This is a genomic window from Methylobacillus pratensis (assembly GCF_054072455.1).
This window is the reverse complement of sequence record NZ_JBSUSR010000007.1, coordinates 31396-57593: the sequence shown is the minus strand read 5'-3', so window position 1 is coordinate 57593 and position 26198 is coordinate 31396. Positions and strand designations below refer to the sequence as shown.

General features: G+C 57.9%; 24 protein-coding genes and 2 tRNA genes. 5 read left to right on the top strand and 21 right to left on the bottom strand.

What is annotated here, in order from left to right:
• Positions 1-33: 33 nt before the first annotated feature.
• Complete coding sequence (locus tag ACW4YW_RS13580; protein ID WP_457138043.1) at positions 34-1146, bottom strand: DNA topoisomerase IB; 1113 nt, start codon at positions 1144-1146, stop codon at positions 34-36.
• A 265-nt stretch (positions 1147-1411) separates the two neighbouring features.
• On the opposite strand from ACW4YW_RS13580, the gene ACW4YW_RS13575 reads away from it, so the two are divergent.
• Both ACW4YW_RS13575 and ACW4YW_RS13570 read left to right on the top strand, forming a co-directional pair.
• Positions 1412-1876, top strand: coding sequence for an Hsp20 family protein (locus ACW4YW_RS13575; RefSeq protein ID WP_457138042.1), 465 nt, complete (start codon positions 1412-1414; stop codon positions 1874-1876).
• Between the two features lie 161 nt (positions 1877-2037).
• Complete coding sequence (locus ACW4YW_RS13570; protein ID WP_457138041.1) at positions 2038-2994, top strand: DUF72 domain-containing protein; 957 nt, start codon at positions 2038-2040, stop codon at positions 2992-2994.
• Positions 2995-3184: 190 nt separating this feature from the next.
• Here ACW4YW_RS13570 and ACW4YW_RS13565 read toward each other — a convergent pair whose 3' ends face one another.
• From ACW4YW_RS13565 to mog, 12 genes are all read right to left on the bottom strand, one after another.
• Positions 3185-3769 carry a hypothetical protein gene (locus ACW4YW_RS13565; RefSeq protein ID WP_457138040.1) on the bottom strand — a complete coding sequence of 195 codons (585 nt, stop codon included), beginning with the start codon at positions 3767-3769 and terminating at the stop codon, positions 3185-3187.
• 44 nt (positions 3770-3813) lie between these two features.
• The gene (locus ACW4YW_RS13560; RefSeq protein WP_457138039.1) at positions 3814-5508 is read right to left on the bottom strand and encodes an AIPR family protein; all 1695 of its coding nucleotides are present in this window, start codon (positions 5506-5508) and stop codon (positions 3814-3816) included.
• 291 nt (positions 5509-5799) lie between these two features.
• Positions 5800-5876 (bottom strand) — tRNA-Arg (locus ACW4YW_RS13555).
• 79 nt (positions 5877-5955) lie between these two features.
• Positions 5956-6049: transfer RNA gene (locus tag ACW4YW_RS13550), tRNA-Ser, on the bottom strand.
• Between the two features lie 61 nt (positions 6050-6110).
• Positions 6111-7337: an aspartate kinase gene (locus ACW4YW_RS13545; RefSeq protein WP_407995090.1), complete on the bottom strand. Its 1227-nt coding sequence runs from the start codon at positions 7335-7337 to the stop codon at positions 6111-6113.
• A 66-nt stretch (positions 7338-7403) separates the two neighbouring features.
• Entirely contained in the window at positions 7404-10028 is a 2625-nt protein-coding gene (gene alaS / locus ACW4YW_RS13540; protein WP_457138038.1) for an alanine--tRNA ligase, read from the bottom strand.
• A 66-nt stretch (positions 10029-10094) separates the two neighbouring features.
• On the bottom strand, positions 10095-10562 hold the full coding sequence (gene recX / locus ACW4YW_RS13535) for a recombination regulator RecX (RefSeq protein ID WP_457138037.1): 468 nt from the start codon (positions 10560-10562) through the stop codon (positions 10095-10097).
• On the bottom strand, positions 10543-11577 hold the full coding sequence (gene recA, locus ACW4YW_RS13530; RefSeq protein ID WP_309564458.1) for a recombinase RecA: 1035 nt from the start codon (positions 11575-11577) through the stop codon (positions 10543-10545). The genes recX and recA overlap by 20 nt, the downstream gene beginning before the upstream one ends.
• A 44-nt stretch (positions 11578-11621) precedes the next feature.
• On the bottom strand, positions 11622-12125 hold the full coding sequence (gene pncC / locus ACW4YW_RS13525) for a nicotinamide-nucleotide amidase (RefSeq protein WP_457138036.1): 504 nt from the start codon (positions 12123-12125) through the stop codon (positions 11622-11624).
• The gene (locus ACW4YW_RS13520; RefSeq protein WP_457138035.1) at positions 12101-12592 is read right to left on the bottom strand and encodes a phosphatidylglycerophosphatase A family protein; all 492 of its coding nucleotides are present in this window, start codon (positions 12590-12592) and stop codon (positions 12101-12103) included. Before ACW4YW_RS13520 ends, pncC begins: the two co-directional genes overlap by 25 nt.
• Positions 12576-13532 carry a thiamine-phosphate kinase gene (gene thiL, locus ACW4YW_RS13515; RefSeq protein ID WP_457138034.1) on the bottom strand — a complete coding sequence of 319 codons (957 nt, stop codon included), beginning with the start codon at positions 13530-13532 and terminating at the stop codon, positions 12576-12578. The genes ACW4YW_RS13520 and thiL overlap by 17 nt, the downstream gene beginning before the upstream one ends.
• Before the next feature lie 3 nt (positions 13533-13535).
• The gene (gene mog / locus ACW4YW_RS13510) at positions 13536-14123 is read right to left on the bottom strand and encodes a molybdopterin adenylyltransferase (RefSeq protein WP_407995095.1); all 588 of its coding nucleotides are present in this window, start codon (positions 14121-14123) and stop codon (positions 13536-13538) included.
• 237 nt (positions 14124-14360) lie between these two features.
• Here mog and ACW4YW_RS13505 point away from each other — a divergent pair, with 237 nt between their 5' ends.
• Both ACW4YW_RS13505 and ACW4YW_RS13500 read left to right on the top strand, forming a co-directional pair.
• A complete protein-coding gene (locus ACW4YW_RS13505; protein WP_407995711.1) occupies positions 14361-15131 on the top strand; it encodes a PDZ domain-containing protein in 771 nt (256 codons plus the stop codon).
• A 79-nt stretch (positions 15132-15210) separates the two neighbouring features.
• Positions 15211-17256 carry a site-specific recombinase gene (locus tag ACW4YW_RS13500; protein WP_457138033.1) on the top strand — a complete coding sequence of 682 codons (2046 nt, stop codon included), beginning with the start codon at positions 15211-15213 and terminating at the stop codon, positions 17254-17256.
• 6 nt (positions 17257-17262) lie between these two features.
• On the opposite strand, the gene ACW4YW_RS13495 is transcribed toward ACW4YW_RS13500, so the two are convergent.
• The 7 genes from ACW4YW_RS13495 to yjgA form a co-directional block, all read right to left on the bottom strand.
• Complete coding sequence (locus ACW4YW_RS13495; protein WP_309564465.1) at positions 17263-17631, bottom strand: Na+/H+ antiporter subunit G; 369 nt, start codon at positions 17629-17631, stop codon at positions 17263-17265.
• Positions 17628-17897, bottom strand: a complete 270-nt coding sequence (locus ACW4YW_RS13490) for a K+/H+ antiporter subunit F (RefSeq protein ID WP_230347967.1) — start codon at positions 17895-17897, stop codon at positions 17628-17630. The genes ACW4YW_RS13495 and ACW4YW_RS13490 overlap by 4 nt, the downstream gene beginning before the upstream one ends.
• Positions 17894-18382, bottom strand: coding sequence for a Na+/H+ antiporter subunit E (locus ACW4YW_RS13485; protein WP_407995098.1), 489 nt, complete (start codon positions 18380-18382; stop codon positions 17894-17896). Before ACW4YW_RS13485 ends, ACW4YW_RS13490 begins: the two co-directional genes overlap by 4 nt.
• Positions 18382-19914, bottom strand: coding sequence for a monovalent cation/H+ antiporter subunit D (locus tag ACW4YW_RS13480; protein ID WP_457138032.1), 1533 nt, complete (start codon positions 19912-19914; stop codon positions 18382-18384). Before ACW4YW_RS13480 ends, ACW4YW_RS13485 begins: the two co-directional genes overlap by 1 nt.
• Complete coding sequence (locus tag ACW4YW_RS13475; protein WP_407995713.1) at positions 19911-20240, bottom strand: Na+/H+ antiporter subunit C; 330 nt, start codon at positions 20238-20240, stop codon at positions 19911-19913. The genes ACW4YW_RS13480 and ACW4YW_RS13475 overlap by 4 nt, the downstream gene beginning before the upstream one ends.
• On the bottom strand, positions 20228-23125 hold the full coding sequence (locus tag ACW4YW_RS13470; protein ID WP_457138031.1) for a monovalent cation/H+ antiporter subunit A: 2898 nt from the start codon (positions 23123-23125) through the stop codon (positions 20228-20230). The genes ACW4YW_RS13475 and ACW4YW_RS13470 overlap by 13 nt, the downstream gene beginning before the upstream one ends.
• 136 nt (positions 23126-23261) lie before the next feature.
• Positions 23262-23804, bottom strand: a complete 543-nt coding sequence (gene yjgA / locus ACW4YW_RS13465) for a ribosome biogenesis factor YjgA (protein WP_457138030.1) — start codon at positions 23802-23804, stop codon at positions 23262-23264.
• Positions 23805-23842: 38 nt separating this feature from the next.
• On the opposite strand from yjgA, the gene pmbA reads away from it, so the two are divergent.
• Complete coding sequence (gene pmbA / locus ACW4YW_RS13460; protein WP_457138029.1) at positions 23843-25201, top strand: metalloprotease PmbA; 1359 nt, start codon at positions 23843-23845, stop codon at positions 25199-25201.
• Positions 25202-25281: 80 nt separating this feature from the next.
• Here pmbA and ACW4YW_RS13455 read toward each other — a convergent pair whose 3' ends face one another.
• Positions 25282-26019: an MlaA family lipoprotein gene (locus ACW4YW_RS13455; RefSeq protein WP_457138028.1), complete on the bottom strand. Its 738-nt coding sequence runs from the start codon at positions 26017-26019 to the stop codon at positions 25282-25284.
• Positions 26020-26198: the final 179 nt, after the last annotated feature.

The window sequence follows — 26198 nt, the reverse complement described above, 5'->3', positions numbered from 1 at the left end:
CTGCCGACTTGCAAATGCCTGCGCCCGCCGGCATCAGGCAGGCGGTTTCACCCCGGCATGCCGCTGCAGCAACGCCAGCACGTCCTGCTCAGCCGCCTGCCAGGCATCGAGCTGCTGCGGCTGGCTGTGTTTGCGCAGGGCTGCGAACAGCTTCCCGGTCATGTAGATATCGATGATGAGCGGATGCACATAGCACTTGCGGCAGATGCTGGGCGTATTGCCGAGCTTGCGCGCGGCTTCGGTGATCGCGGCCAGCACATTCTTCTTGGCTTGCGACTGGTTCTCGAACGGCTCGGCGGCCGATAGCGTGTGGAAGGTCTGCACCGTGCCCGACCAGGTGCGGAAATCCTTGGCCGTGTAGTCGCGCCCGGTAATGCGCTTGAGGTAGTCGTTGACGTCGCTGGAGTCGATGGCGTGGCGCTTGCCGTCGTCGTCGAGGTACTGGAATAACTCCTGGCCGGGCAGTTCCTTCATCTTGCGCACCAATCGCGCCAGCCTGGCGTTCTGAATCTCGATCGCATGCTCCACCCGGCTCTTGCCCTTGAAGTGAAAGGCGATCCGTCCGCCGCTGACTTCGACGTGGCGGTTGCGCAGGGTGGTCAGGCCGAAGGAGTGGTTGCTGCGCGCATATTCGTCGTTGCCGACGCGGATCATGGTGGTTTCCAACAGCGCGACCACCAGGGCCAGCACCTTGTCCCGGCTCAGGCCGGGCTGTGCGAGTTCGGCATCTATGCGTTCGCGGATCAAGGGCAGGTGCAGGGCGAAATCGATGATGTGCTCGAACTTGGCCTCGTCGCGGATCGCGCGCCACTCCTTGTGGTAGCGGTACTGCTTGCGCTGCCTGGCATCGTAGCCGGTGGCTTGCAGGTGGCCGTTGGCATAGGGGCAGATCCATACCTTCTCCCAGGCCGGCGGGATGGCGAGCGAGCGGATGCGTGCCAATTGCTTTTCGTCCCGCACCGGGCGGCCCTGCGTATCCACATAGCGAAACCCCTTGGCGGTCCGCTTGCGGCCGAATCCGGGCTTGTCGTCCTGCACGTAGCGCAGGCGCGCGGCTTGCGCCGACAGCTCCATGTCTCCATGCAGCTCGCTGCCCAGCGTCTCATTGAGTTGGGCAGTACATTCGTCCATCTTCGTGTCCGGCATAGCGCAACTCCGCAGTGTGGTGGGCAGAGATAAAGACCGTCCGAGACATGAAAAAGTGCCGTGCAGCGCACTCCACTCAAGCATAGGGCCTCAACCAAGTAAACGCGGCAATGACCAATGCCTGAATACCTGGAATTGCCCCGCATTGAATTGCGTCTCGGATACCCTCTTGAAAAATAAATGGCCATCCCTATTTTCTGAAACAAGCAGATGCCCTTCACGGGGTCTGCCATGTTCAATCGCTTAAATCAGAAAGGATGACATCATGCGTACATTTGATTTTTCGCCACTGTATCGTTCTGCCATTGGTTTTGACCGGTTGGCCCAATTGATCGCTGAGGCCCAGCGTAGCGAGAACGACATCAGCTATCCGCCTTACAACATCGAACTGCTCAGCGACGACCAATACAAAATCGTAATGGCCGTGGCAGGGTTTCACGAATCTGAACTGCATATCGAGACCGAACAGCAGAAGCTCAAGGTCCAAGGCCGCCATGCCAGGGATGCTGAAGCAAAATCGCGCAACTACCTGCACCAGGGAATCGCCGCGCGCGATTTCGAGCATACCTTCCAGCTGGCCGACCATGTCAAGGTGACCAATGCCTCGCTGGACAAAGGCCTGTTGACGATCGAGCTGGTACGGGAGGTGCCCGAAGCGCTCAAGCCCCGCAAGATCGATATCCGGGTAGAGAAAAATCCTAAACTGCTGGAAGAGCGGCAAGCAGCTTGATTCTTTTGGCGAGACCATAAAGCACGGGGCTGGCATTGCTAGCCCTTTTTGTTTGGTGGGTTTTCAATTGGTCTTATGCGGAGCGTAACCTTTGCGGTTTGGCACGTCAGGGCAGGGCAGCCATATTCTGAACTTCCCGTTTTTGCCGCAGCCAAAACACCATGGCTGCTCATATCCGTATCGGCATATCAGGCTGGCGTTATGCGCCATGGCGCAACGTCTTCTACCCAAAAGGGCTGGTGCAAAAGCGCGAGCTTGAATTCGCCTCGCGCGCCTTGCCGACGATAGAACTGAACGGCTCCTTTTATGCATTGCAGCGCCCGAGCAGTTATTTGCATTGGTACGAGCAAACGCCGCCGGGCTTCATCTTCAGCATCAAGGCAACGCGGTTCATCACCCATGTCCTGCGGCTGAGGGATATTGAACGGCCAATGGCGAATTTCTTTGCTTCCGGGTTATTGCTGCTGAAGGAAAAACTGGGACCCATCCTATGGCAGTTCCCGCCCAGCTTCCGGTTCGACGCCATCCTGTTCGAAAGCTTCCTGAAACTGTTGCCGCACGATACCCATGCCGCCGCCAAACTGGCTGAACATCGCGATGCGTCCATGCATGGACGAGAATATATCAAGGCGGAAGAAAAACGCCCCTTGCGTCATGCCGTCGAAATCCGCAATAAAAGTTTTGAAACCCCGGAATTCATTGCGCTGCTGCGCAAATACAAAGTGGCGCTGGTGATAGCCGATACGGCCGGCAAATGGCCTGACAAGGAAGATATCACCGCCGACTTCACCTATTTACGCCTGCACGGCGTGGAAGAACTCTACGCTAGCGGCTATACGGACAAGGCGCTGGATGATTGGGCATTGCGGATTGAAGCCTGGAGCAAAGGTGCACAGCCAAAAGATGCCCGCCTGATTTCAGGACAGGCGCCTCCATCGCGAAAATCCCGCGATGTGTATTGCTATTTTGATAACGATATAAAGGTTAAAGCGCCTTTCGATGCACGTAAGCTCTTGAGACGGCTGGATCTGGAATCCGGCTTGGCTGAGTTGGATTGGTCTCATGCAGATGAGCCAGGGGAGCTGAATCTGACTAAAGCACGCAGCAATAAACTATGAGCTAATCAGGAATTGAACTAAGAGTGATACAAAGAAAAGTCAGTTAGCTATGAGGCATCGTCGGCTTTTACTTAATTAATTGTGGTTCGCCCGAGGAGACAAAGTTGAGCACTGGAGGCAATGTTTTTGTTTGGGGTGTTAAGATCAGTTGTTAATATTAATTCTAGCTGGCGGTAATTGCTTTCCGCTGTCATTTAGTAGAAGTGGTCGATAGGATAGAGGTTGATGGGAGTTTATATTTACTTATAAATTTACCAAAAGCCCACAAAGCTTTGTCTAAATCTCTGCAATTATTGTGCTTAAAGCTATTGTAAAAATCTAAATAATAATTGATGTATGATGAAATTTTATCTGAATCTTTTGTTGGGATTTCACTGATTATGCCTTGTGTAAGATATAGCATGGCGCGGTACACATGCTGATCGAAAATTGGATACTTGTTAGGTTTCCAGCAATGTAGAAAAAAAATTCTCCAAATAGCCCCGCCATGTGGGTATGTGTTAAAAAAATCCGATAGCCCATTATCATCGCTTAGATTTGATAAGTAAGAAAGTCTGTTAACAAAATTTTTATTGACGGATTGAAGTTTTTCCTCTGATAAAGGTAAACCATTTTTCCATGTGTAGAGATCTATAATTCGATCTTTATTGAGGGAAATTCCAATGTTATCTGAATATAAATTATCATTTTTGTAAAAATAAATATTACTCCAAAATTGTATGAATTCATCGTTCGTTGAGAGGATGGTTCTATAAATTGGAAGTTTTTTAGACATTATTTCAAACATATATAAGAATTATTTTTACAAAATTTATAAAACTAACAAATTTTTTCTAGCATTTCAGAAAGTATTGCTTGTCTTTTTAAACGGTCAGAAGACACTTCACCTAAAGATTGGCATACGGTGACCAAGTTATTAAATAGTGATGTTGCTTCGGGACCATGTTGTGCCATTATGCTAATTATTTTCTGTGCCCCTTGAACTGTTTGCTTAGAATTCAGCTGTGCTGGGCTTTTTCCACATACTGTCGCACGCACTAAAGATAACATGTGCCATTTAAATCTTTTCATATTTTGCGGTATTGAGCTGTTGGATACCAGTAAAGAGAATCGATATAAAGTCAAACATGCGGCGTAAAAAACTTCCTCTTTAGTTGATTCAGAAAAGATAGTTTCTGTCAGTTCAGCATACATTGTTTTAGGATACCGAGCTGCGAGTTCAGGGCGATTACAATACATTGCGGCTACGCATTTTGCTGCTAAATGTAAAGGAAAGATTCTGGTTGCTGGTATATCCATACCAACATATTGTCTGTCGCGGCGTTCCAAATATAATCTACCTTCGCTGCCGTCATAAGTATTAAAATATTGTTCAACGCGCTTGATAATCGGTCTTAATGAAAGGAATTGTGTATCCTCAACTTTACTTTGGCTGTTTGTTGCACGAACTAATTCTGAAAATACATCTTCGTGCTGTGTCTCAACAACTTTAATGTTCACCATTACCTCACCAAGTTTATCTCTATTCTCAAATAGAACATTTGATGTTTGGCAACCATTAACGATTTGGAAATTTGTTAAATGTAGCGTATTGCCTTGCAGTTTTACGTCTGGGCTAACTATGGTTATGCCGTTGTTTAATACTGGGAACCTACTGGCCGTATCTGAGGTGATTGTTTCGGCGATAGACTGATTTACTGGGTTATCGTGACCAAGGAATGAGCGAACATTCTCTTCAAATACCTGAGTTCGTAAATTTCCGTCTTCTGTTAATAAAAGATTTGTAACGAGATCACCAGCACGAACTACAGCCAAATATGCCTCGTCTATTCCCGTGATATTAGGTAATGCTGCTGTACTAAAGGTCTGCAGGCTGGCATTGATTCCAGAGTATGTGCCAACCCAGAGTCTAGTTAATTCATCCCGGTCAATAAAACGAATGTCTGTTTCGTGGAATAGACCTAGTTCATTAAGTTGACTGCGAAAGTCATTGAGTGCTGTTTCAAGTGCTTGTGGTGATTGGTATAGGCCAGTTGATATAAATCTTGCTGTTAATGATGGCTTACCTTGGCGTACCTTTGGGACTTCATTTAGTACTTTATCGAAAATTTTTCTAGAATCTTGTAAGACATCATCGGTTGAAATATAAGGAGTTTGAGTAGCAAAACGAAGAATTCCTTCTTTGAATTTTAAAAAATCTCCGAGATCAAAACTTTCAGACCGTTTTGCTTGGATAAATAAAATATCAACATCATGATTTCGGCGAGGTGTATCAAAAATTGAAATAGTTTCTTCTAATGAAGTGACTATCGATTCATCAATGACAATACCAACTCCATCTATACCTTCATCACCTGTGCCTGTTACAACCTCATCTAAATCAAAGCTAGAACTAAATCTATTTGAAATAACACAATAAGTGGCGAACTTTTCAAATTGAGTGGCTTCGTCTTCAGCTTGCAATGCAAAGCTATTCACAAAGCTTTCCAAATGTGATTTAACAATTCTGTGCATATCACCACTCCTAACAAAATCATAGTCCCCGTGCATGTAACACGGGAGGTATAAATACATAAATTGAAATAATAATCTTGAAACTGAAAAAAGTGGTAATTAATTGATGAGTTTGAGTATGGAGGTACTTTTTAAGTGAAGTCTTTTAACTTACTGAATGGGATACTGAGGCGTTGCGTATAGCTGCTACAGCCAAGATGCTCTATCTAGGGTGTAGTAATAATGAGTGTTTAAAGCGAGAGGGAATAAAAAAGTGGACACTCATGACAAGTGCCCACTTCTTTAATTATTTGGCGCGCCCGAAGAGATTCGAACTCCTGACCCCTTGGTTCGTAGCCAAGTACTCTATCCAGCTGAGCTACGGGCGCGTATGTGAGGCGTGCATTATACGCGAAGATGAGATTAATACCAGTATAATTTCATTCTTTGCTACACGCCATTATCGTGTGGCGGAGAGCGAGGGATTCGAACCCTCGATACAGGTTTAAGCCCGTATGCTTCCTTAGCAGGGAAGTGCCTTCGACCACTCGGCCAGCTCTCCGCACGAGGGCGTAACAATACTTGATTACGCCGCAAAAATCAACGCCAAAACGGCGTAATTCTTAAACTTCTTCTAGTCCGAAAGCCTTATGCAGGACGCGTACCGCCAATTCCATGTATTTCTCGTCGATGACGACGGAAATCTTGATCTCGGAGGTGGAGATCATCTGGATGTTGATGCCTTCTTCCGCCAGGGTGCGGAACATCTGGCTGGCGATGCCGACGTGCGAGCGCATGCCGACGCCGACCACGGAGACCTTGGCGGTCTTGTCGTCGCCGATGATCTCGCGTGCGCCGATGTGGCCTTGCACCTTGTCGCGCAGGATGTCCAGGGCCTTCTGCAGGTCGTTCTTGTGCACGGTGAAGGTGAAGTCGGTGGTGCCGTCTGCGGCGACGTTCTGGATGATGATGTCGACGTCGATGTTGGCGTCCGCCACGGGGCCCAGGATCTGGTAGGCGATGCCTGGGCGGTCGGGCACGCCCAGGACGGTGATTTTGGCTTCGTCGCGGTTGAAGGCGATGCCGGAGATGATCGGTTGTTCCATGTTGTTGTCGTCCTCGAATGTAATCAGCGTGCCTTCGCCTTCTTCCTCGAAGCTGGAAAGCACGCGCAGTTTGACCTTGTATTTGCCCGCAAACTCGACCGAGCGGATTTGCAGCACCTTGGAGCCCAGGCTGGCCATTTCCAGCATTTCCTCGAAGGTGACCGATTTGAGGCGGCGCGCTTCGGGCACGACGCGCGGGTCGGTGGTGTAGACGCCGTCCACATCGGTGTAAATCTGGCATTCGTCAGCCTTGAGCGCGGCTGCAAGCGCGACGCCGGTGGTGTCGGAGCCACCGCGGCCCAGCGTGGTGATGTTGCCATGCTCGTCCACGCCCTGGAAGCCGGCCACGACGACGACGTAGCCGTCATCGAGGTCCTTGCGGATGCGTTCTTCGTCGATCTTGAGGATGCGCGCCTTGGTGTGCGCGTTGTCGGTGACGATGCTGACCTGGCTGCCGGTGTAGCTCTTGGCTTTGACGCCGAGCTCCATGAGCGCCATGGAGAGCAGGGCGATGGTGACTTGCTCGCCGGTGGAGACCAGCACGTCCAGCTCGCGCGGGTGGGGGTTGGGCATCACTTCCTTGGCGAGCCCGATCAGGCGGTTGGTCTCGCCTGACATGGCGGAGACCACGACCACGACCTGCTGCCCCAGCGCCTTGTGGCGCGCCACGCGGCGGGCGACGTTGCCGATGCGTTCTGGATTGGCGACCGAGGTGCCGCCGTATTTCTGTACGATAAGTGCCATATCTATGTCGGTATCAAAGGTGCATCAATAAAACACCGGCGCTTGCGGTGCAGGCGCCGGCGGCTGTTAATTCAGTTTTTCTCCCACCCAGCCGGCAACGCTGGCGAGCGCCTGCGGCAACTTGCCGGCATCGGTGCCGCCCGCCATCGCCATATCCGGCTTGCCGCCGCCCTTGCCGCCGACTTGCCCGGCGACGAAGTTGACCAGTTCGCCGGCCTTGACCTTGGCGAGGGTGTCTGCGGTCACGCCCGCGGCGACGCTGACCTTGTCGCCGTTGACGCTGGCGAGCACGATGGCGGCGGTCTTGAGCTTGTCCTTAAGCTTGTCCATGGTTTCGCGCAGGGTGTTGGCGTCAGCGCCTTCCAGCGTGGCGGCCAGCACCTTGACACCGTTGACGTCCACGGCCTGGCTGGCGAGCTCGTCGCCTTGCGAGGAGGCCAGCTTGGATTTGAGGCGGGCGAGTTCCTTCTCCAGCGCTTTGACCTGGTCCAGGGTCTGGCTGATCTTGCCAGCCAGCTCGGCAGCAGGCGCCTTGAAGGAGGCTGCAGCGTCTATAAGCAGTTGCTGCTGCTGTTGGATGTGGTGCAACGCCACATCGCCGGTCGCGGCCTCGATGCGGCGCACGCCAGCGGCGACGCCGGATTCGGAGACGACCTTGAACAGGCCGATGTCGCCGGTGCGGCTCACATGGGTGCCGCCGCAGAGTTCGCGCGAGCTGCCGATGTCGATCACGCGCACTTCGTCACCGTACTTCTCGCCGAACAGCATCATGGCGCCGGTCTTCTGCGCCTCGTCGATCGGCATCACGCGTGCCTGGGTCGGCGCATTGGCAAGGATCTCGGTATTGACGATCTCCTCGATGCGGCGGATTTCCTCGGCGGTGACCGGGGTGTTGTGCGAGAAGTCGAAACGGGTTTTATCAGAATCTACTAGCGAGCCCTTTTGCTGCACATGGCTGCCTAGTACTTCGCGCAATGCCTTGTGCATGAGGTGGGTAGCGGAGTGGTGGCGCATGGTGCGGTGGCGCGAGGCGAGGTCCACGCGCGCGCTGACTTCGTCGCCCACGCGCAGGGTGCCGGTGCTCAATACGCCGTGGTGGCCGAACACGCTGGCCTGGATTTTCAGGGTGTCTTCCACTTGGAAGATGCCTTCCGCGCCCTTCAAGATGCCCTGGTCGCCGACCTGGCCGCCGGATTCGGCATAGAACGGGGTGTTGTCGAGCACGACCACGCCCAGCTCGCCTTCGTTGAGGGCGTCGACTGCGCTACCGTCCTTGTACAGCGCCAATACCTTGCCTTGCGCTTCGAGCGTGTCGTAGCCGTGGAAAGTGGTCGAGGCGCCCGTGTATTCCAGGTTGGCCGCCATCTTGAACTTGCCTGCGGCGCGGGCCTGTTCCTTCTGCCGCGCCATGGCGGCGTCGAATGCGGCGGAATCCACGCTCACCTCGCGCTCGCGACAGACGTCTGCGGTCAAGTCGAGCGGGAAGCCGAAAGTGTCGTGCAGCTTGAAGGCGGTCTCGCCATTGAATACCTTGTTGCCGGTTTTGGCCATTTCCTCGAGCTCGGCTTCGAGGATCGCCATGCCGTGCTCGATGGTCTCGAAGAAGCGGTCTTCTTCTAGGCGCAGGATATCGGTGATGCGCTGCTCGCCGCTCTTGAGTTCGGGATAGGCATCGCCCATCTCGGCCACCAGGTCCGCCACCAGCTTGTAGAAGAACGCGGCGCGCGCGCCTAGCTTGTAGCCGTGGCGGATCGCGCGGCGGATGATGCGGCGCAATACGTAGCCGCGGCCTTCGTTGCCCGGGATGACGCCGTCGGCGATCAGGAAGCTGCAGGCGCGGATATGGTCGGCCAGCACCTTGAGCGACGGGCTGTCGAGGTCTGCGGTGCTGGTAACGCGCGCGGCGGCCTTGATCAGGTGCTGGAACAGGTCGATCTCATAGTTGCTGTGCACGCCTTGCAACACAGCGGCAATCCGCTCCAAGCCCATGCCGGTATCGACGGAGGGCTTGGGCAGCGGGTGCATCACGCCTTGCTCGTCGCGGTTGAACTGCATGAAGACGTTGTTCCAGATTTCGATGAAGCGGTCGCCATCTTCTTCCGCGCTGCCGGGAGGGCCGCCCCAGATGTGCTCGCCGTGGTCGTAGAAAATCTCGGTACAGGGGCCGCAGGGGCCGGTGTCGCCCATCATCCAGAAATTGTCGGAGGCGTAGCGTGCGCCCTTGTTGTCGCCGATGCGGATCACGCGCTCGGCGGGCACGCCGATTTCCTTGGTCCAGATGTCGTAGGCTTCGTCATCCTCGGCATAGACGGTGACGGTGAGCTTGTCCTTGGGCAGCTTGAAGACTTCGGTGAGTAGTTCCCAGGCATAGCTGATGGCGTCGCGCTTGAAGTAGTCGCCGAAGCTGAAATTGCCGAGCATCTCGAAGAAGGTGTGGTGGCGCGCGGTGTAGCCGACATTCTCGAGGTCGTTGTGCTTGCCGCCCGCCCGCACACACTTCTGCGACGAGGTTGCGCGGGTGTAGGGGCGCTTGTCGAAACCGAGGAACACGTCCTTGAACTGGTTCATCCCGGCGTTGGTGAAGAGCAGGGTGGGGTCGCCTGCCGGCACCAGCGAGCTGGAACTGACGATCTGGTGGCCCTTGGAGGCGAAATAGTCCAGGAAGGCCTGGCGAATCTGGTTGCTCTTCATTGATGTGTGTTCTTGCTCAAAACGTTAATGTCAAAAATCCAATTGCGCGGCATGCTGCCCGCCGCATCACTCGATATCTTCCGGGCTGCCGCGCAGCACCTTGCGTATCACTTCAAAACCGAAGCCGCGCCCTTGCAGGAAGCGCGCTTGCTTCGCCCATTCCTCCCGCGATTGCGGCGGCTGGGAAAACTTCTTGCGGTAAACCGCCGTGGCGGCTTCCAGTTCGTCCGGGGCCATCTCGGCCACGGCCTTGCCGATCAGTTCGTCGCTGACACCGTGCTGCCTGAGCTCATGCGCCACGCGCATGCTGCCGTAGCGGCCCTTGCGGGCATGCACGATCTGCTCGGTATAACGTGTATCGGATAGCCAGCCGCGTTTCTTGAAGTCCTCCAGCAGGGCGGGGAGGTCGTCCTCCTCTCCCGCATGTGGACTCAGCTTGTGCAGCAACTCCTGATAGGAATATTCTCGCCGTGCCAGATATGCCAAAGCCCGCTCTCGCAGGCTGGTGGCAGGTTTATTCGTCGTCTTCTTCATCCGGCGCCGTCGTCATCGCGGCATTGGCCAGATTGGAGTGTTCGCGAATCTTGGCGTCGATCTCGTTGGCGATTTCCGGGTGCTCCCGGAGGAATTCGCGCGCATTGTCCTTGCCCTGGCCGATCTTCTCACCCTTGTAGCTGTACCATGCGCCGGCCTTCTCGACCAGCTTGAGGTTGACGCCGAGCTCGATGATTTCGCCTTCGCGCGAGATGCCTTCGCCGTAGAGGATGTCGAACTCCGCCTGCTTGAACGGCGGGGAAACCTTGTTCTTCACCACCTTAACGCGGGTTTCGGAACCGGTGATTTCGTCGCCCTTCTTGATCGCGCCGGTACGGCGGATATCCAGGCGCACGGAAGCGTAGAACTTGAGCGCGTTGCCGCCGGTCGTGGTTTCAGGGTTGCCGAACATCACGCCGATCTTCATGCGGATCTGGTTGATGAAAATGACCAATGTGTTGGTGCGCTTGATGTTGGCGGTGAGCTTGCGCAGCGCTTGGGACATCAGGCGGGCTTGCAGGCCCATGTGCGAGTCGCCCATTTCGCCTTCGATTTCGGCTTTTGGCGTCAGCGCGGCAACGGAGTCGACCACGACGATGTCGACGGAGCCCGAGCGCACCAGCATGTCGGCGATTTCCAGCGCCTGTTCGCCGGTATCGGGCTGGGAGATCAGCAACTCGGAGACATTGACGCCGAGCTTCTGCGCATATTGCGGGTCGAGCGCGTGTTCGGCGTCGATGAAGGCTGCGGTGCCGCCCAGCTTCTGCATTTGCGCGATCACGGACAAGGTCAGCGTGGTTTTGCCGGAGGATTCAGGACCGTAGATTTCGACAATGCGGCCGCGCGGCAAGCCGCCGATGCCCAGGGCGATGTCTAGGCCCAGGGAGCCGGTAGAGACTGCCTGGATGTCAGCGGCGACATCGGTGTCGCCCATGCGCATGATGGAGCCCTTGCCGAATTGTTTCTCGATTTGCGAGAGGGCGGCGGCCAGCGCTTTGCTTCTATTTTCATCCATCAGTGAATACCTTTTCGAGTTGCCTGCTAAAGCCTGCAATTATTTCATAAATCAGTGGCTAAGGTAAGTTGCAACAAGCCTGTTAATGCGGTTTTGACAGACTGCCTGCGCACGGCTTCCCTGTCGCCGGAAAAGTGGTGGGTGCGGGTGACGATGCGGCCGTCGCGGTGGGCCCAGCCGAAGCATACGGTGCCCACCGGTTTTTGCTCGCTTCCGCCGTCCGGCCCGGCGATCCCGGTGATGGATGCGCTGATGTCGGCTGTGCTGTAGGCGAGCGCGCCCAAGGCCATTTCTTTGGCGGTCTCCTCGCTGACCGCGCCGTGTTGTCTCAAGGTTTCGCCGCCCACCCCAAGCATTTCCTGCTTGGCTTCATTGCTGTAGGTGACGAAGCCGCGGTCGAAACCGGCCGAGCTGCCTGGGACCGCCGTCACGCATTGCGCGACCCAGCCGCCGGTGCAGGATTCGGCCAGGGCAAGCCTGAAGCCCTGCTTGATCAGGGTGTCGCCCAGCGTATGCGAAAGGCTTAGAAGCTCTGCATCATCCACCATTGTGTTCCTTTCAGTACGGCAATTGCATAGATCGCAGCCAGCAGGTCGTCCAGCATCACGCCGAAGCCGCCGAGCACTTGGCGGTCCAGAGTGCGGATCGGGAATGGTTTCCAAATGTCGAACAGGCGGAACAACAAGAAGGCGTACAGCCACCACTCCCATGCCTTGGGCGTGAATTCCAGGACCAGCATGAAAGCCACGATCTCGTCCCAGACGATGCTGCCATGGTCGTCGACGCCCAGATTGCGCCCGGTGATGCCGCACAGCGGGATGCCAACCAGGAACAGGAGCGCCAGGATGGGAAGGTGGCTCGCCTCGGGCAGCAGCATCAACAAGCCGAACAAGGGCAGGGCGGCCAATGTGCCGCAGGTGCCAGGGCCTTTGCGCGCCAGGCCGCTGCCAAAACCCAGGGCGAGAAAATGCGCGGGATGGCGCAGCAGGAAATGTCGGTCAGGCAAAATGGTCAAAACCGTGCTCCTTGAGGGTAAGCGGTTTGCCGTCCAGCCCTTGAACGATGAGCCGCTGGGTGTCGGTGATATGACCGATCACGGCCATGTCCAGGCTCAATTGCCGGCCGATGTCGGCAATCTTCTGCCTGTTCTCAGTTGGGGCGGTAAAACATAACTCATAGTCATCTCCGCCGGCCAAAATCATTTTCTGTATTGCTTCTTCTCGAGAGTATGCGCTTACGATTTCTGATGTGGGAATCGCCTTTAGCCAGACCTCGGCCCCCACTTGCGAGTTTTCCAGGATATGCCCGAGGTCTGCCAGCAGCCCGTCGGAAATATCCAGCGCGCTATTTGCCAGCCCTCTCAATGCCAACCCCAATGCAACCCTGGGCTGGGGCTGGTGCAAGGCTTTGCTGCAGGCGGCGAGCTCTGCATCGTTGAGTGGGTAACGGCCCTGGATGGCGGCCAAGGCCAGTGCGGCGTCGCCTAAGGGCCCCGAGACCCAGATGTCGTCACCCGGCCGTGCCTGGCTGCGCAACAGGGCAGCCCCCGGCGGCGCTTCGCCCATGATTTGCACGTTGATGGTCAATGGGCCGCGCGTGGTGTCGCCGCCGACCAAGGCGATGTCGAACTGCCCGGCACAGGCAAAGAAGCCTTCGGCAAACCCGGCGACCCAGCTTTCGTCCGCCTCGGGCAAGGCAAGCGACAATGTCGCCCAGCGCGGCTGCGCACCCATGGCAGCCATGTCGGAGACATTCACTGCCAACGATTTCCATCCGATTAGCCATGGGTCGATATCGGGGTAAAAGTGAGTGTTCGCTACCAGCATGTCGGTCGATATGGCGAGTTCCATGCCGGGAGATACCTTGATCAATGCAGCATCGTCGCCTACGCCCAGCACGGCCGACGGATGGGGACGCTGGAAATAGCGCTGTATCAGGTCGAATTCTGACGCCATGGCTCAGGCCGGCTTTTGGGCCGACTTTGGACGGAAGGCTTGTACGATATCGGGATTGGTTTCGATATAGGGTGCCTCGATCAGGTCCAGGCAGTAGGGCACGGCGGCGAAAATACCGTGCACCACGGTGTTGCCGCTTTCGTCCTTCAATCCCTCCAGCGTCTGGGCAATGGCCTTGGGCTGGCCCGGAAGATTGATGATCAGGCAGCGCTTGCGGATTACCGCGACCTGGCGCGAAAGGATCGCGGTCGGCACGAATTGCAGGCTGATCTGGCGCATTTGCTCGCCAAAGCCGGGCATGACCTTGTCCGCCACCGCCAGTGTGGCTTCCGGCGTGACATCGCGTACGGCAGGGCCGGTGCCGCCCGTGGTCAGCACCAGGTTGCAGCCTTCGAAGTCGACCAGGTCGCACAGGGTGGATTCAATTTCCTCCTGTTCGTCAGGAATCACGCGCAACGCGCTTTCCCAAGGGGTGGTGAGCGCGCGGCCAAGCCATTCCTGCAAGGAGGGGATGCCCTTGTCTTCGTATACGCCGGTGAAGGCACGGTCGCTGATGGAAACCAGCCCGATGCGGATAGTGTCTGTTGCCATGATTATGCTTCTGGGGTTTTAAAAGCTTGTTCAATATCTTTTCATTGGGCAATAAGCCCGGTGAGGATTTGCATGTGGCGTGCGCCTTGCATCGGCCACCTTGCCGGGGCAACGCGCCCATGAAAAGATATTGAACAGGCTCTACATCATAATGATCTCGGCACAATTGCGCGCCGGGAATGAAAAAAACGTGGTTTCATCATACCATTGTCACCAGGAAAAACGAGTGGAGGGGATATGCGCCCATATTTACGACCATATTTGATAGTGCTGTTGCTTGCCATGCTGGCAGCCTGTAGCAAGCCGGTGGTCAAGGAGACCGTGCCGGAAAAGCCGGTGGCGCCTGAGCCTGTGGTGGAGGTGCCGCAAGAGGAAAACCTGTACACCCAGCACTATGTCGCGCGCCAGCTGCACGGCGTCAAGCTCAGCCCGGGCTCGGCCGAACCCACAATCTACAAGGGCGTGAGGGAGACCGACGATTACCAGCGCATGCTGAATGATGGTTACGAGATGCTCGGCTACTCGAGCTTCGAGGCCGGCGACGTACCACCTTCGCGCGCGGTGGCCCATGCCTCCAAGGTGCAGGCGGATGTCGTGGTCGTGTATACGAAACTGATTGCGGCGCCGACGGCCGCCATGAGGATGCAGAAAATCAAGGAGCAGGCGAAGACCCAGGCAAGTGCAGGCGGCAGCGGGGAGTTCTACAGTTATTTTGCAACCTACTGGGCCAAGCTGGCGCCGCCTGCGCTGGGCGTGCACGTGATGCAGCGCAGCAAGGATGATCCCGGGCCTGGCGTGACCGTCCTGGCGGTGATTACCGGCTCTCCCGCGGCACAGGCGGGGGTGGCGGTCGGCGACGTATTGCTCAGCCTGGGGGGAGAAGCGCTTTCTTCCGCCCAGGTGCTGCAGCAAGCGACGCACCGCCATGCCGGGCAGGAGGTGGAGCTGGTATTGCGCCGGGTCAACGCCGAGAAGCGATTGCGCGTGACGCTGGGCGCGGCGTTATAGTAGACAATATCTCAAGCGGAACGCTTTACGATAAGAAAAGCATCTTCAACCAGACCATAAAAACATTGCCGATAGAAATATGCTGATGGAACATATCCTGCGCGATTACGCACGACACAATACCAATGCCGCCCGCTTGCTTGCCGACCTGGTGGCGGAAATCCGCCCGCGCCAGAACAGCGATAGCGGCCATGCGGCCCACGCAGTGCAGGCGCTTTGCCATGTATTGAACAGCGATCCTGGGAAGGCGCAGGTGCTGAGGGATGCCATCGTGAGCCTGCTGGTGGGGCGGAAGCCCATATCGCTGTACGTGGATTCCGGCATCCAGCCGAACAGCGGTTTCTTTACCGAATTGTCGCGGCGCATCGGGCACAAGATACTCCCGGACGCCATCAACCCGGCCTATCTCAAGGACTTGTTCGGGCAGATATTCCCGAAGGGCGGCGACGAGACATGGGTGGCCGCGGTGCCGGATGAGGTCTGGCTGCAGCTCGTGCATGCCTTGCGTTTCCATGAGGTGCCTGCCGACAAGGTGGCGGAATGCCAAAAGAGCCTGCTGGATGCGGCGCAGGTATTGTCCTATCGCCTGGCGGCTTCCGGCCTGGAGCCGGAGCTGATCCGCAACCATCCCGAGATCGAATATCACGATTCGCCCTTCATCACCCAGAGCGTCGAGTTGCAGGCCTTGCTCGCCATGCCCCTGGAACAGCAGCACGATGTCGGGCATATCCTTGTGATGCTGGACCAGTGCCGGGAGGTGATCGCCAAGATCCGGCGCAACAGCTCGCAAACCGGGACCAGCGTACACCTCACCTTTCTGCTGCAGCGCATGAGCCAGCAGGTCCGGCGCCTCGAGAGCCTGCTGGGCATCATCAAGCTGGTGCGCAGCGATGCGGATGCCGGGACGGCGATGGTGCAATTGTTCAAGACGCTGGTTTCCGCGGAGCGGCACAAGAACGATGTGCGGCAGCATTTCCGCGAGAACGTCGAGCTGATGGCCTTGCGCGTCACGGAGAATGCCAGCCGCACCGGCGAGCATTACATCACTGAAACGCGCAGCGAGTATTTCGGCTTGATGCGGTCCGCCATGGGCGCAGGCGTGATCATTGCGCTCATGACCATGCTCAAGATCGTCGCGGCCAAGCACCATTACGCGCCGCTGACCGAGGCGATCCTGTTCAGCCTCAATTACGGCCTGGGTTTCGCGCTGATCCATATCCTGCATTTCACGGTGGCGACCAAGCAGCCGGCAATGACGGCGGCCGCGATTGCCGCGAGCATCGACGCGAGCGACCGCAAGAACAAGAACCTCGACAAGCTGGTCACCATCATCGCGCAGACTTTCCGCAGCCAGACCATTGCCATTCTCGGCAACGTCATGATGGCGGTGCCCGTGGCGATGCTGGTGGGCTGGCTGATCCTGAGCGTGACGGGGCAGCATTTCATCACGCCGGAAAAAGCCCATGCGTTATTGGATGCCAACGACCCGTTCCACAGCGGCGCCGTGTTCTATGCCGCGATTGCCGGGGTGTGCCTGTTCCTGTCAGGCCTGATTGCGGGCTACCACGACAACCTGGCGGTCTATAACAAGATTCCGCAGCGCCTGCGGGCGCTGGGCTGGCTGGAATGGTTGCTGGGCCCGTCGCGCCTGGACCGCGTGGCGCGCTATGTCGAGAATAACCTCGGGGCGCTGGCCGGCAATTTCTATTTCGGCTGCCTGCTGGGCGGGATGTCGGGCCTGGGCGTGCTGCTTGGCCTGCCCATCGATATCCGCCACATTGCGTTTGCGTCGGCGTTTACCGGCTACTCCTTCGTCGCGCTGGATTTCCTGTTTTCCTGGCAGGTGTTGGTGACGGCCATCCTGGGCATCTGGCTGATCGGCACCACCAACCTGGTGGTGAGTTTCAGCTTGGCACTGTATGTGGCAATGAAGTCGCGCAAGGTGACGTTTGCCCAGTGGCGCCTGCTACTGAAGACCCTGGCCAAGCGCTTCATCCAGAACCCGGCCTTGTTCCTGTTGCCTCCCAAGCGCGACACCGGGGTCGAGGTGGAAGATCTTGAGCGTGCTGCGGACGAGCATGCTCATGTTCAAGCCCATGCTGGCGACAAGCCGCCGGCGCATTGAGCCGGGTTAATCCAACGTCTGATAGGGCTTATGCTGGCTGTTCTTGCGCGCAATGGCCTCGTCCGGCAAGGGCACCAGCGATTCCACCTTGAGGTGCAGCGCCGATTTTGCCAGCAAGTGCGCGCTGATCGGCGCAGTGATGAACAGGAACAGGGTGATCAGCACTTCGTGCAGGCTGACGCCGTCGCCCTGCACGCTGAAGAAAATGGACGAAGCGATCAACAGGCTGCCGACGCCTAGCGTCGTGCCCTTGGTCGGCCCGTGCAGCCGCGTGTAGAAGTCACGCAGTCGCGCCAGGCCGAGCGAGCCGATGAAGGTGAGCAATGCGCCGGTGACGATCAGCAGCGAAAGCAGGATTTCCAGCACGATGTTCATTCGATGATGTCCCCCCGCAGCAGGTATTTGCACATGGCGATGGTGCCGATGAAGCCCATGAGGGCGATGAGCAATGCCGCCTCGAAGTACACCATGCTCTTGATGTGGATGCCGAACACCACCAGCAGGGCAATGGTGTTGATATAGAGCGTGTCCAGCGCCAGGATGCGGTCGGGCGCGCTGGGCCCCTTGAGCAGGCGCCAGGCGTTCAGCGCCAGCGCGGCCGAGACCAGCACGAATGCGATGTGGATGGCGATTTCTATCATTCCTCGAAAATCTCCTTCAGTGGCAGTTCGTAACGTGTTTTGATGGTGTGGATGAAGGCGTCGATGTCATCGACGTCTATCGTGTGCACCAGGATGCTTTTGCGGTCGGGCGCAAGCAGTGCCGAGAGCGAGCCCGGAGTGAGGCAGGTGGTGTTCGCCAGGATGCTCATCGCGAAATCGGAATCGAGGTCGATCGGCACGACGATGAACGCCGGCCGCAGTTTCTCGGGCTTGCCCAGGATGCGCATGGCGACGATGAAGTTGGCCTCGATGATGTCGTATAGCAGGATGCCGCTGAATTTCAATAGCGTGAGCGGCTTGTGCACCTTGAGCTTGTCGGGCCAGAACTGCAGGGCAAAGAACGGGATGGCCCAGCCCAGCAACAGGCCCAAGGCGATCTGCCCGGGGTCTATGCTGTTGGTGAGCAGCAGCCAGATGACGCCCAGGATGACGGTCAGCAGCGGGTGGGGCAGGAAGCGTTGCATTACTGTTCTCCCTTTCCGAGGACGGCGTGGATGTAGGACGGCGTATCCAGCAGCTGGCTGGCCGTGTCCAGGCAGTAGCTGTTGATGGGGCCGGCCCAGAAGGTCATGAGCACGCATAGTGACAACAGCGACAGGATGGGGAGCAGCTCGCGCACGCGCAGCGGCTCGGGCTCGCCCTGCTTGATGTAGGTGTTGGTCGAGGTATCGACCGCATGGGCTTCAAAGAAGAACAAGGTGCCGGTGCGCGCCATGGCGATCACGGTCAATAGGCCGTTGGCCAGTATGATCGCCATGATGTAGGGCAATGCGGGGTGTTCCAACGCCGCGCGCAGCAGCATGAACTTGCCGATGAAGCCCGAAAGCGGCGGCAGGCCGGAGGCAATGATGGCCAGGATGAAGAAGGTGGCGCCGAGGAATTTTTGCCTGGTGATCACCAGCCCGGCTTCCAGCCGGTCTTCCATCTGGTCGCGGCGCTGCACGATCAGGTCGGCAAGCAGGAACAGCGCGGCGGCGGCAAACGTGGTGTGCGGCAGGTAGTACAGCCCGGCTGCGATGCCGACTTGGGATTCCAGGCTGAAGCCAGTCAATAGGGTGCCTGCGGAAATCACGACCAGATAGGCGATTTGCTGGCGCAGGCGCTTGCTGCCGAGCAGGCCGAAGCTGCCGATGACGATGGTGGCGAGCGCCATGCCCAGCAGCCAGCCGTCCAGCAGGTTGGCGAGCGGGCCGGCTTCATTGCCGAACACCAGGGTGTAGACGCGAAGGATGCTGTAGGCGCCCACCTTGGTCATGATGGCGAACAGGGCGGCAGCGGGAGCGCTGGTCTGCGAGTAAGCCGAAGGCAGCCAGAGATAGAGCGGCAACAATGCCGCCTTGAGGGCGAACACCACAAACAGGAGCAGGGCCGCAGCCTTGACCAGGCCGACATTGTCCGCGCTGACATGGGTGACTTTGACCGCCATGTCTGCCATGTTGAGCGTGCCGAGAATGCCGTAGAGGACGCCGACGGCAAACAGGAACAGCGAGGAGCCGACCACATTGATGACGACGAAGTGCAGGCCGGAGCGGATGCGCTTGCGGCCGCCCCCGTGCAGCAACAGGCTGTATGAGGCCAGCAGCAGCACCTCGAAGAACACGAACAGGTTGAACAGGTCGGCCGTGAGGAACGCGCCGTTGAGCCCGAACAATTGCAGCTGGAACAGGATATGGAACTGGCGGCCCTGCCTGTCGGTGCCGCGCATGCCGTACACCAGCGCGAACAGCGAGAGCAGGGAGGTGGTGAGTACTAGCAATGCGGCGAGCCTGTCGGCCATGAGGACGATGCCGAACGGGGCTGGCCAGTTGCTCAACGAATAGACCAGGATGCTGCCGTCGCTGACCGTGCATAGCAGCTTGGCGGCGACCGCAATCAACGCGATGCTGCTGATGCCGGAAATGGCGCGCTTGACGTAGATGCGCTGCTCGCGCAGCAACAGCAGGAAAATGCCGGTAAACAGCGGCAATAGCAAGGGAACGATGGCAAGGTGGCTCAACGGACTTCCTTTCCGTCAACGTGGTCGTTCCCCATTTCGGTACGCGCCTTGAGCGCCAGCACGATGATGTAGGCGGTCATCGCGAAGCTGATGACGATGGCGGTCAGCACCAGCGCTTGCGGCAAGGGGTCGGCGTAATTGCTGGCCTGCTCGCTGATGATGGGCGGCTTGCCGATGACCAGCCGCCCCATCATGAACAGGAACAGGTTGACGGCATAGGACAGCAGGGTCAGGCCGAGCACGACGGGAAAGGTGTGGCTGCGCAGGCAGAGATAGACGCCCCCCGCGGTGAGTATGCCGATCAGGATGGAGATCAACGCTTCCATGGCATGTCTTCCTGTTTTTTCGTTGTGGTCTTTTCAGCCTTGTCGATGGCTGCGGCTCGCGCCGGTTTGGGCTCTTTGCCGCCCGTGTTCTTGCCGATGCGGGGCAGGTAGCTGACCTGGTGGATCATGCCCAGGTTGATCAGGATCAGCAGCGAAGTGCCGACCACCACCAGGAACACGCCGATGTCGAACGCCATGGCCGAGGCCAGCTCGAACTCGCCGAGCAACGGCAGGTGCACGTGCTCGAAGGTCGAGGTGAGGAAGGGATAGCCGAAATACCAGCTGGCGACACCGGTGCTTGCCGCGGTCAGCAGGCCGTAGCCGATGAGCGGATGGGTGTTGGCCGGCAGCTTGCTGCGCGTCCATTCCACCCCGTTGGCAAGGTATTGCACGATCAGCGCCGCGGAGGTGATGAGGCCTGCAATGAAGCCGCCGCCGGGCAGGTTGTGCCCACGCAGCAGGATGAATACCGCCACCAGCATGGCAAGCGGCAGCAGGATGCGGCTGAAGGTGGCGAGGATCAAGGGGTGGGTATCGGGATTCCACGGGCGACCTTCGGCATCCTGCTTGGGGCTGAGCAGCTTGAGCTGGTCGAGCATGGCGTAAATGCCCAGGCCGGCCAATGCCAGCACCGTGATCTCGCCCATGGTGTCGAAGCCGCGGAAGTCCACCAGCAATACGTTGACGACATTGGCGCCCCCGCCGCCGCTGACGCTGTTCGCAATGAAGTACTCGGCAATGGTTTCATATTCGCGGGTCAGCACCGCATAGCTCAGCGCGGCTATCCCTAAGCCGGAAAAAACCGCGATCACGATATCACGGGCCTGGCGCAGGCGGTCCTGCTCATCCGGCGTTGCCTGCGGCAGGAAGAACAAGGCCAACAACAGCAGCACGGCCGTGATGAATTCCACGGCGAGCTGGGTCAGCGCCAGATCGGGGGCGGAGAACTTGACGAAGGTCAGCGCCACGCCCAGGCCCACTGCGCTCACCAGGATCAGCGCGGTGAAGCGCTGCTGGTGCATGACGACAGTGGCGATGGCCGCCGCCATCATGATGATGGCGACCATGGCGCTCATGGGGTCTACCGGCAGCATGGCGCGGTTGCCCGCCAGCGGGCCGCCGCCGCTTAGGAAGCCGTATCCGCCCAGCACGATCGCCGTGACGAACAATATCCACAGCATGCGCTTTTGCGAGAGGTTGTCGGCATTCATGGTGATGGCGCTCGACCAGGCGAATAGCCTGCGCATGACGCCGTTGTAGATGATCTTGGCGTCTATCCTGCCGTCGACGAGGCTTTGCAGCGAGAAGAAGGCCTCGCGCTGGCGGTATACCAGGATGCCTCCCGCCAATGCGATTGCGCTCATCCACAAGGCGGGCGTCAAGCCGTGCCAAATCGCGAGATGGAAGGCAGGCGGCGCGCTCTGCAGGGTGCTGCCTGCCACCAGTGTGACCAGGGGCTGCGCAATTGCCGGGAACAAGCCGACCACGACGCAGGCGGCTACCAGGATGGCGACCGGAATCTGCATGCCGCTTGACGGGTCGTGAGGCGCCTTGGGCAGGTCGGCAGGCTCGCCGCCAAAGAATACGTTATGGGCGATGCGGATGGAGTAGGCGGCGGAGAACACCGCGCCTGCCGTCACGATCGCTGGCAGCAGCCAGGAAGGGGCGAAGGTATCGCCATACACGACGACCTGCTCGAGGAACATTTCCTTGGAAACGAAGCCGTTGAGGCCGGGGATGCCGGCCATGGCGGCTGCGGCGATGACCATCAGCACTGCCGTGTAAGGCATGTAGCGCCTGAGGCCGCGCAGCTGGCGCATGTCGCGGGTGCCGGTTTCGTGGTCGACGATCCCGGCCAGCATGAACAGCGAAGCCTTGAAAGCCGCATGGTTGATGATGTGGAATACGCCGGCGACCACGGCCAGCGGCGTGCCGATGCCGAACAGCGCGACGATCAGGCCGAGATGGCTGATGGTGGAGTAGGCCAGCAGCGCCTTCATGTCGTGCTTGAACAGGGCGATGTAGCTGCCTGTGAGGAAGGTGACAATGCCGATGCCGGAGACGATCCAGGTCCACTCCGGCGTGCCGGCGAGCGCTGGAAACAGGCGCGCCAGCAGGAATATACCGGCCTTGACCATGGTGGCGGAGTGCAGGTAGGCGGACACCGGGGTGGGCGCGGCCATGGCATTGGGCAGCCAGAAGTGGAACGGGAACTGCGCCGACTTGGTGAACACGCCAAGCAGGATCAACAGCAGCATGGATGAATAATGCTCGTGGCTGCGGATCGCATCGCCTGCCAGCAGGATGTCGCTGAGGTCGTAGCTGCCCGCCATATTGCCAAGGAGCAGGAAGCCGCCGAGCATCGCGAGCCCGCCGCCGCCCGTGATCGTGAGCGCCATGCGCGCGCCGCGGCTGGCTTCCTCGCGTTGCTGCCAATAGCTGATCAGCAGGAACGAGGACAGGCTGGTGAGCTCCCAGAACATCAGCAGCTGGATGATGTTCTCTGAGAGCACGACGCCCAGCATCGAGCCCATGAACAGCAGCAGATAGGCATAGAAGCGTCCCATGCTGTCGCGCGGGGAGAGGTAGTAGCGGGCATAGATCACCACGATCAGGCCGACCAGCAGGATCATCAGGCTGAACAACAGTGATAGGCCGTCCAGCCGGAACGCGAGGTCGATGCCCAGCTCTGGCAGCCAGGGACCGATGCGCTGGACCACGGTCTCGCCTTGCCAGACCTGTGCCGCCAGCGGCCATAGCAGGAATAGCGATAGTGTTGCGGAAAGGATGGCGACCCAGGCGGACGAGTAGCGTCCCAGCCTGGTGCTGAGTTTGGTGAGGATCGCCCCGATGAAAGGTATCAGTGTTAAATAAGCTAAGCCCATGTGGTCTTAAGAATGCGTCGTTAAAGTTTGCGGTAACCTTGCCAGTCTTGGTGCGGCATCTGTCCGCGCTCGGCTCGTGCCGGCATGGCCGGAAACTGCCGGAGGGCTTTACCTGCCTGCTATGGCACTGATTGCATTAATCAGTGTCGAGTTCAGCGTCGGTCGTCAAATTTTCCGTAATGCTGCGCAATATCTTGAACAGCTCGCGGCTGCTCTTGGGCGGCTTGCCTGCCGATTGCTCGCGCCGCGCATTGCGGATCAGGTTGCGTACCTGTTGTGCTTCCGTGTTGGGGTATTCGTTGATGAACTCCGCGAGCGCAGACTCATCTTCAAGCAAGCGGCTGCGCCATTGCTCGAGCCGGTGGAAGCGCGCGTTTTCTTCATTGTGCGAGCCTTCCCAGCGCTGCAGCTGCTCAACGATGGGCGCGGTGTCGATGTCGCGCATCAGGCGGCCGATATACTGCATTTGACGGCGCAGCGCGCCGTTCGAGGTAATGCGCTTGGCTTCGTTGACGGCGTCCAGCAGGGCTTCCGGCAGGTCCAGCTTGGCCAGTTTCTCCTTCGGCAATTCGACCAGGGTCACGCCTATGGCTTGCAGGGCATCCGCCTCTGCCTTGCGCTTGGTCTTGCTGACAGGCTCAATGCTATGTTCGGTGTTTTCTGTCTTGTTAGGTTTCATGCTGATGTATGATAACAGTTTTTTGCAAAGAGACTTCTGTGAACGACCAGACAGAGCGTGGTTCGCGCTTTTCATACACGCTGGATGAGCTGAGGGGCTTGAGCGATGAAGTCCTGCGCCTGGCAAAGGCGGCGGGCGCAAGCTCGGCCGAGGCTGAAGTCAGCCTGGGAATAGGCCAGAACGTCTCGGTACGCATGGGCGAGACCGAGACCATCGAGTACAACCGCGACAAGGGCATGTCGGTGACCGTCTATTTCGGTCAGCAGAAGGGCCATGCCAGCACGTCCGATCTCAGTGCCGACGCGCTCAGGGACACTGTCGCAGCCGCATGCAATATTGCGCGCTACACGGCCCAGGATGAATTCTGCGGCCTGGCCGACCCCGCCCTGTTGGCGAGGGAGATTCCCGACCTGGATTTGCACCATCCGTGGGATATCAGCGTGGACCAGGCATTGGCCTTGGCGGTGGAATGCGAGCAGGCGGCACGTGCCGCAGACGCCCGCATCAGCAATTCGGAAGGCGCCTCGGTCTCGACCTACGAAGGCCTGTTCTCTTATGCCAACAGCAACGGCTTCAATGCCGGCTATCCCAGTTCCCGCCACGGCTTGAGCTGCTCGGTGATCGCCGAGGCGGGCGATAGCATGCAGCGCGACTACTGGTATACCAGCGCACGCCATCCCGGCGACCTGGATTCGGCCCGTGCCGTCGGCTTGCGCGCGGGCGAGCGGGCGGCGCGCCGGCTCGGCGCGGGCAAGGTCAAGACCTGCCAAGTGCCGGTATTGTTCGAGGCGCCGCTGGCATCAGGATTGATTTCGCACCTGGTTTCCGCCATCTCGGGCGGCAGCTTGTACCGCAAGTCGTCGTTCCTGTTGGATAGCCTGGGCAAGCAGGTGATGTCCTCCCTCGTGAACATAGAAGAGCTGCCGCATATCCCGCGCGGCCTCGCCAGCTCGCCGTTCGACAATGAAGGCGTCGCCACTCGCGGCAGGACGTTGATCAACAACGGCGTGCTGGAAGGCTATATGCTCGGCAGTTATTCCGCCCGCAAGCTTGGCATGCAGAGCACGGGCAATGCGGGCGGCAACCACAACCTGATCATCCGGCACGGCGACCTTGACCTCGCCGGCTTGCTCAATGCGATGGGTACAGGATTATTGGTGACGGAATTGCTGGGCCACGGCATCAACATGGTGACTGGCGACTATTCCCGCGGCGCGGCGGGTTTCTGGGTGGAGAACGGCGTCATCGCCTATCCGGTCGAGGAAATCACGATCGCGGGCAACCTGGCCGAGATGTTCATGAATATTGTGGCGGTGGGCAATGATGTGCTGGTGCAGGGATCGAAGCAGACCGGTTCCATCTTGATCGAGCGCATGACGGTGGCAAGCGGCGAATAGTCTTTGCCTTTGACTTGATTTGCACCAAATGAAAAAGCCACGCATTGCGTGGCTTTTTTGCTGGATGGCTATTATTTTATTTATTGTGCTGCCGGCGTTTCTTCTTCGTCGTCATCGTCGAAGTCATCATACTCCGAGGATGCCTGGCCAGTGACGAATTGCTCGCGGCGCTGCAAGTAAGCCTCGCGCATGAAGATGTATGGGTCCAGCGCCGCATCGTCGATCAGGTCGCTTGCGGGCAGATACTGCGAGCGCAGGTCGATGAAGTTCACCATGCGCAACTGGTTACGCACGCGGACATGGTTGGTGTACTGGATCGGGTCGAAGTAGAGCGTGTCGACGGTCAGGCCGGCCGTATCACGGAATGTGCTCGGGCCGATAAACGGCAGCACAAGGTAGGCGCCGCTGCCTACGCCCCATTTGCCCAGGGTCTGGCCGAAATCGGCTTTGTGCCTCGGCACGTCATCCATGGAGGCGACGTCGATCAGGCCGCCGATACCGATGGTGGAGTTGATCACCAGGCGGCCGGCATTGTCCATCGCCTTGCCCAGTTCCAGTTGCAGGATGTTGTTGATCAGCGAGGTGAAGGTACCCAGGTTGCTGAAGAAGTTGTTGACCCCTGTGCGGATCGGGCTAGGCAGGACAGCCTTGTATGCGCCTGCGATTGGTTTGAGTACGGCCTTGTCGGCAGTATCATTGAACTTGTAAATACCACGGTTCATGCTTTCCAGCGGGTCTTTATTGGCTTGGGTCGCACAGCCTGCCATGCTGAGCGCAACGGCGACGCTGATCGCAATCCCTGAAATTTTAACGCGCATACATCTGTCCTAATTATTATTGAGTGTCTCTAATTTGACACAAACGGAACCCACTTTAACCGAGCGGTTTTTAGTTGTCTATCGAATTTAATACAACTCGAACCCATGCACGCACACTAGTTGTAAAAATGAAACAATTTGTTAGCAAGGTGGCGCTTCGTGCCGCCGCTGGCTATATT

Excerpts from the sequence above, each read along its gene's own strand:
- ACW4YW_RS13580 (WP_457138043.1), bottom strand. The coding sequence starts at position 1,146 with ATGCCGGACACGAAGATGGACGAATGTACTGCCCAACTCAATGAGACG.
- ACW4YW_RS13575 (WP_457138042.1), top strand. The coding sequence starts at position 1,412 with ATGCGTACATTTGATTTTTCGCCACTGTATCGTTCTGCCATTGGTTTT.
- ACW4YW_RS13570 (WP_457138041.1), top strand. The coding sequence starts at position 2,038 with ATGGCTGCTCATATCCGTATCGGCATATCAGGCTGGCGTTATGCGCCA.
- ACW4YW_RS13565 (WP_457138040.1), bottom strand. The coding sequence starts at position 3,769 with ATGTCTAAAAAACTTCCAATTTATAGAACCATCCTCTCAACGAACGAT.
- ACW4YW_RS13560 (WP_457138039.1), bottom strand. The coding sequence starts at position 5,508 with ATGCACAGAATTGTTAAATCACATTTGGAAAGCTTTGTGAATAGCTTT.
- ACW4YW_RS13545 (WP_407995090.1), bottom strand. The coding sequence starts at position 7,337 with ATGGCACTTATCGTACAGAAATACGGCGGCACCTCGGTCGCCAATCCA.
- alaS (WP_457138038.1), bottom strand. The coding sequence starts at position 10,028 with ATGAAGAGCAACCAGATTCGCCAGGCCTTCCTGGACTATTTCGCCTCC.
- recX (WP_457138037.1), bottom strand. The coding sequence starts at position 10,562 with ATGAAGAAGACGACGAATAAACCTGCCACCAGCCTGCGAGAGCGGGCT.
- recA (WP_309564458.1), bottom strand. The coding sequence starts at position 11,577 with ATGGATGAAAATAGAAGCAAAGCGCTGGCCGCCGCCCTCTCGCAAATC.
- pncC (WP_457138036.1), bottom strand. The coding sequence starts at position 12,125 with ATGGTGGATGATGCAGAGCTTCTAAGCCTTTCGCATACGCTGGGCGAC.
- thiL (WP_457138034.1), bottom strand. The coding sequence starts at position 13,532 with ATGGCGTCAGAATTCGACCTGATACAGCGCTATTTCCAGCGTCCCCAT.
- mog (WP_407995095.1), bottom strand. The coding sequence starts at position 14,123 with ATGGCAACAGACACTATCCGCATCGGGCTGGTTTCCATCAGCGACCGT.
- ACW4YW_RS13505 (WP_407995711.1), top strand. The coding sequence starts at position 14,361 with ATGCGCCCATATTTACGACCATATTTGATAGTGCTGTTGCTTGCCATG.
- ACW4YW_RS13500 (WP_457138033.1), top strand. The coding sequence starts at position 15,211 with ATGCTGATGGAACATATCCTGCGCGATTACGCACGACACAATACCAAT.
- ACW4YW_RS13495 (WP_309564465.1), bottom strand. The coding sequence starts at position 17,631 with ATGAACATCGTGCTGGAAATCCTGCTTTCGCTGCTGATCGTCACCGGC.
- ACW4YW_RS13490 (WP_230347967.1), bottom strand. The coding sequence starts at position 17,897 with ATGATAGAAATCGCCATCCACATCGCATTCGTGCTGGTCTCGGCCGCG.
- ACW4YW_RS13485 (WP_407995098.1), bottom strand. The coding sequence starts at position 18,382 with ATGCAACGCTTCCTGCCCCACCCGCTGCTGACCGTCATCCTGGGCGTC.
- ACW4YW_RS13475 (WP_407995713.1), bottom strand. The coding sequence starts at position 20,240 with ATGGAAGCGTTGATCTCCATCCTGATCGGCATACTCACCGCGGGGGGC.
- ACW4YW_RS13470 (WP_457138031.1), bottom strand. The coding sequence starts at position 23,125 with ATGGGCTTAGCTTATTTAACACTGATACCTTTCATCGGGGCGATCCTC.
- yjgA (WP_457138030.1), bottom strand. The coding sequence starts at position 23,804 with ATGAAACCTAACAAGACAGAAAACACCGAACATAGCATTGAGCCTGTC.
- ACW4YW_RS13455 (WP_457138028.1), bottom strand. The coding sequence starts at position 26,019 with ATGCGCGTTAAAATTTCAGGGATTGCGATCAGCGTCGCCGTTGCGCTC.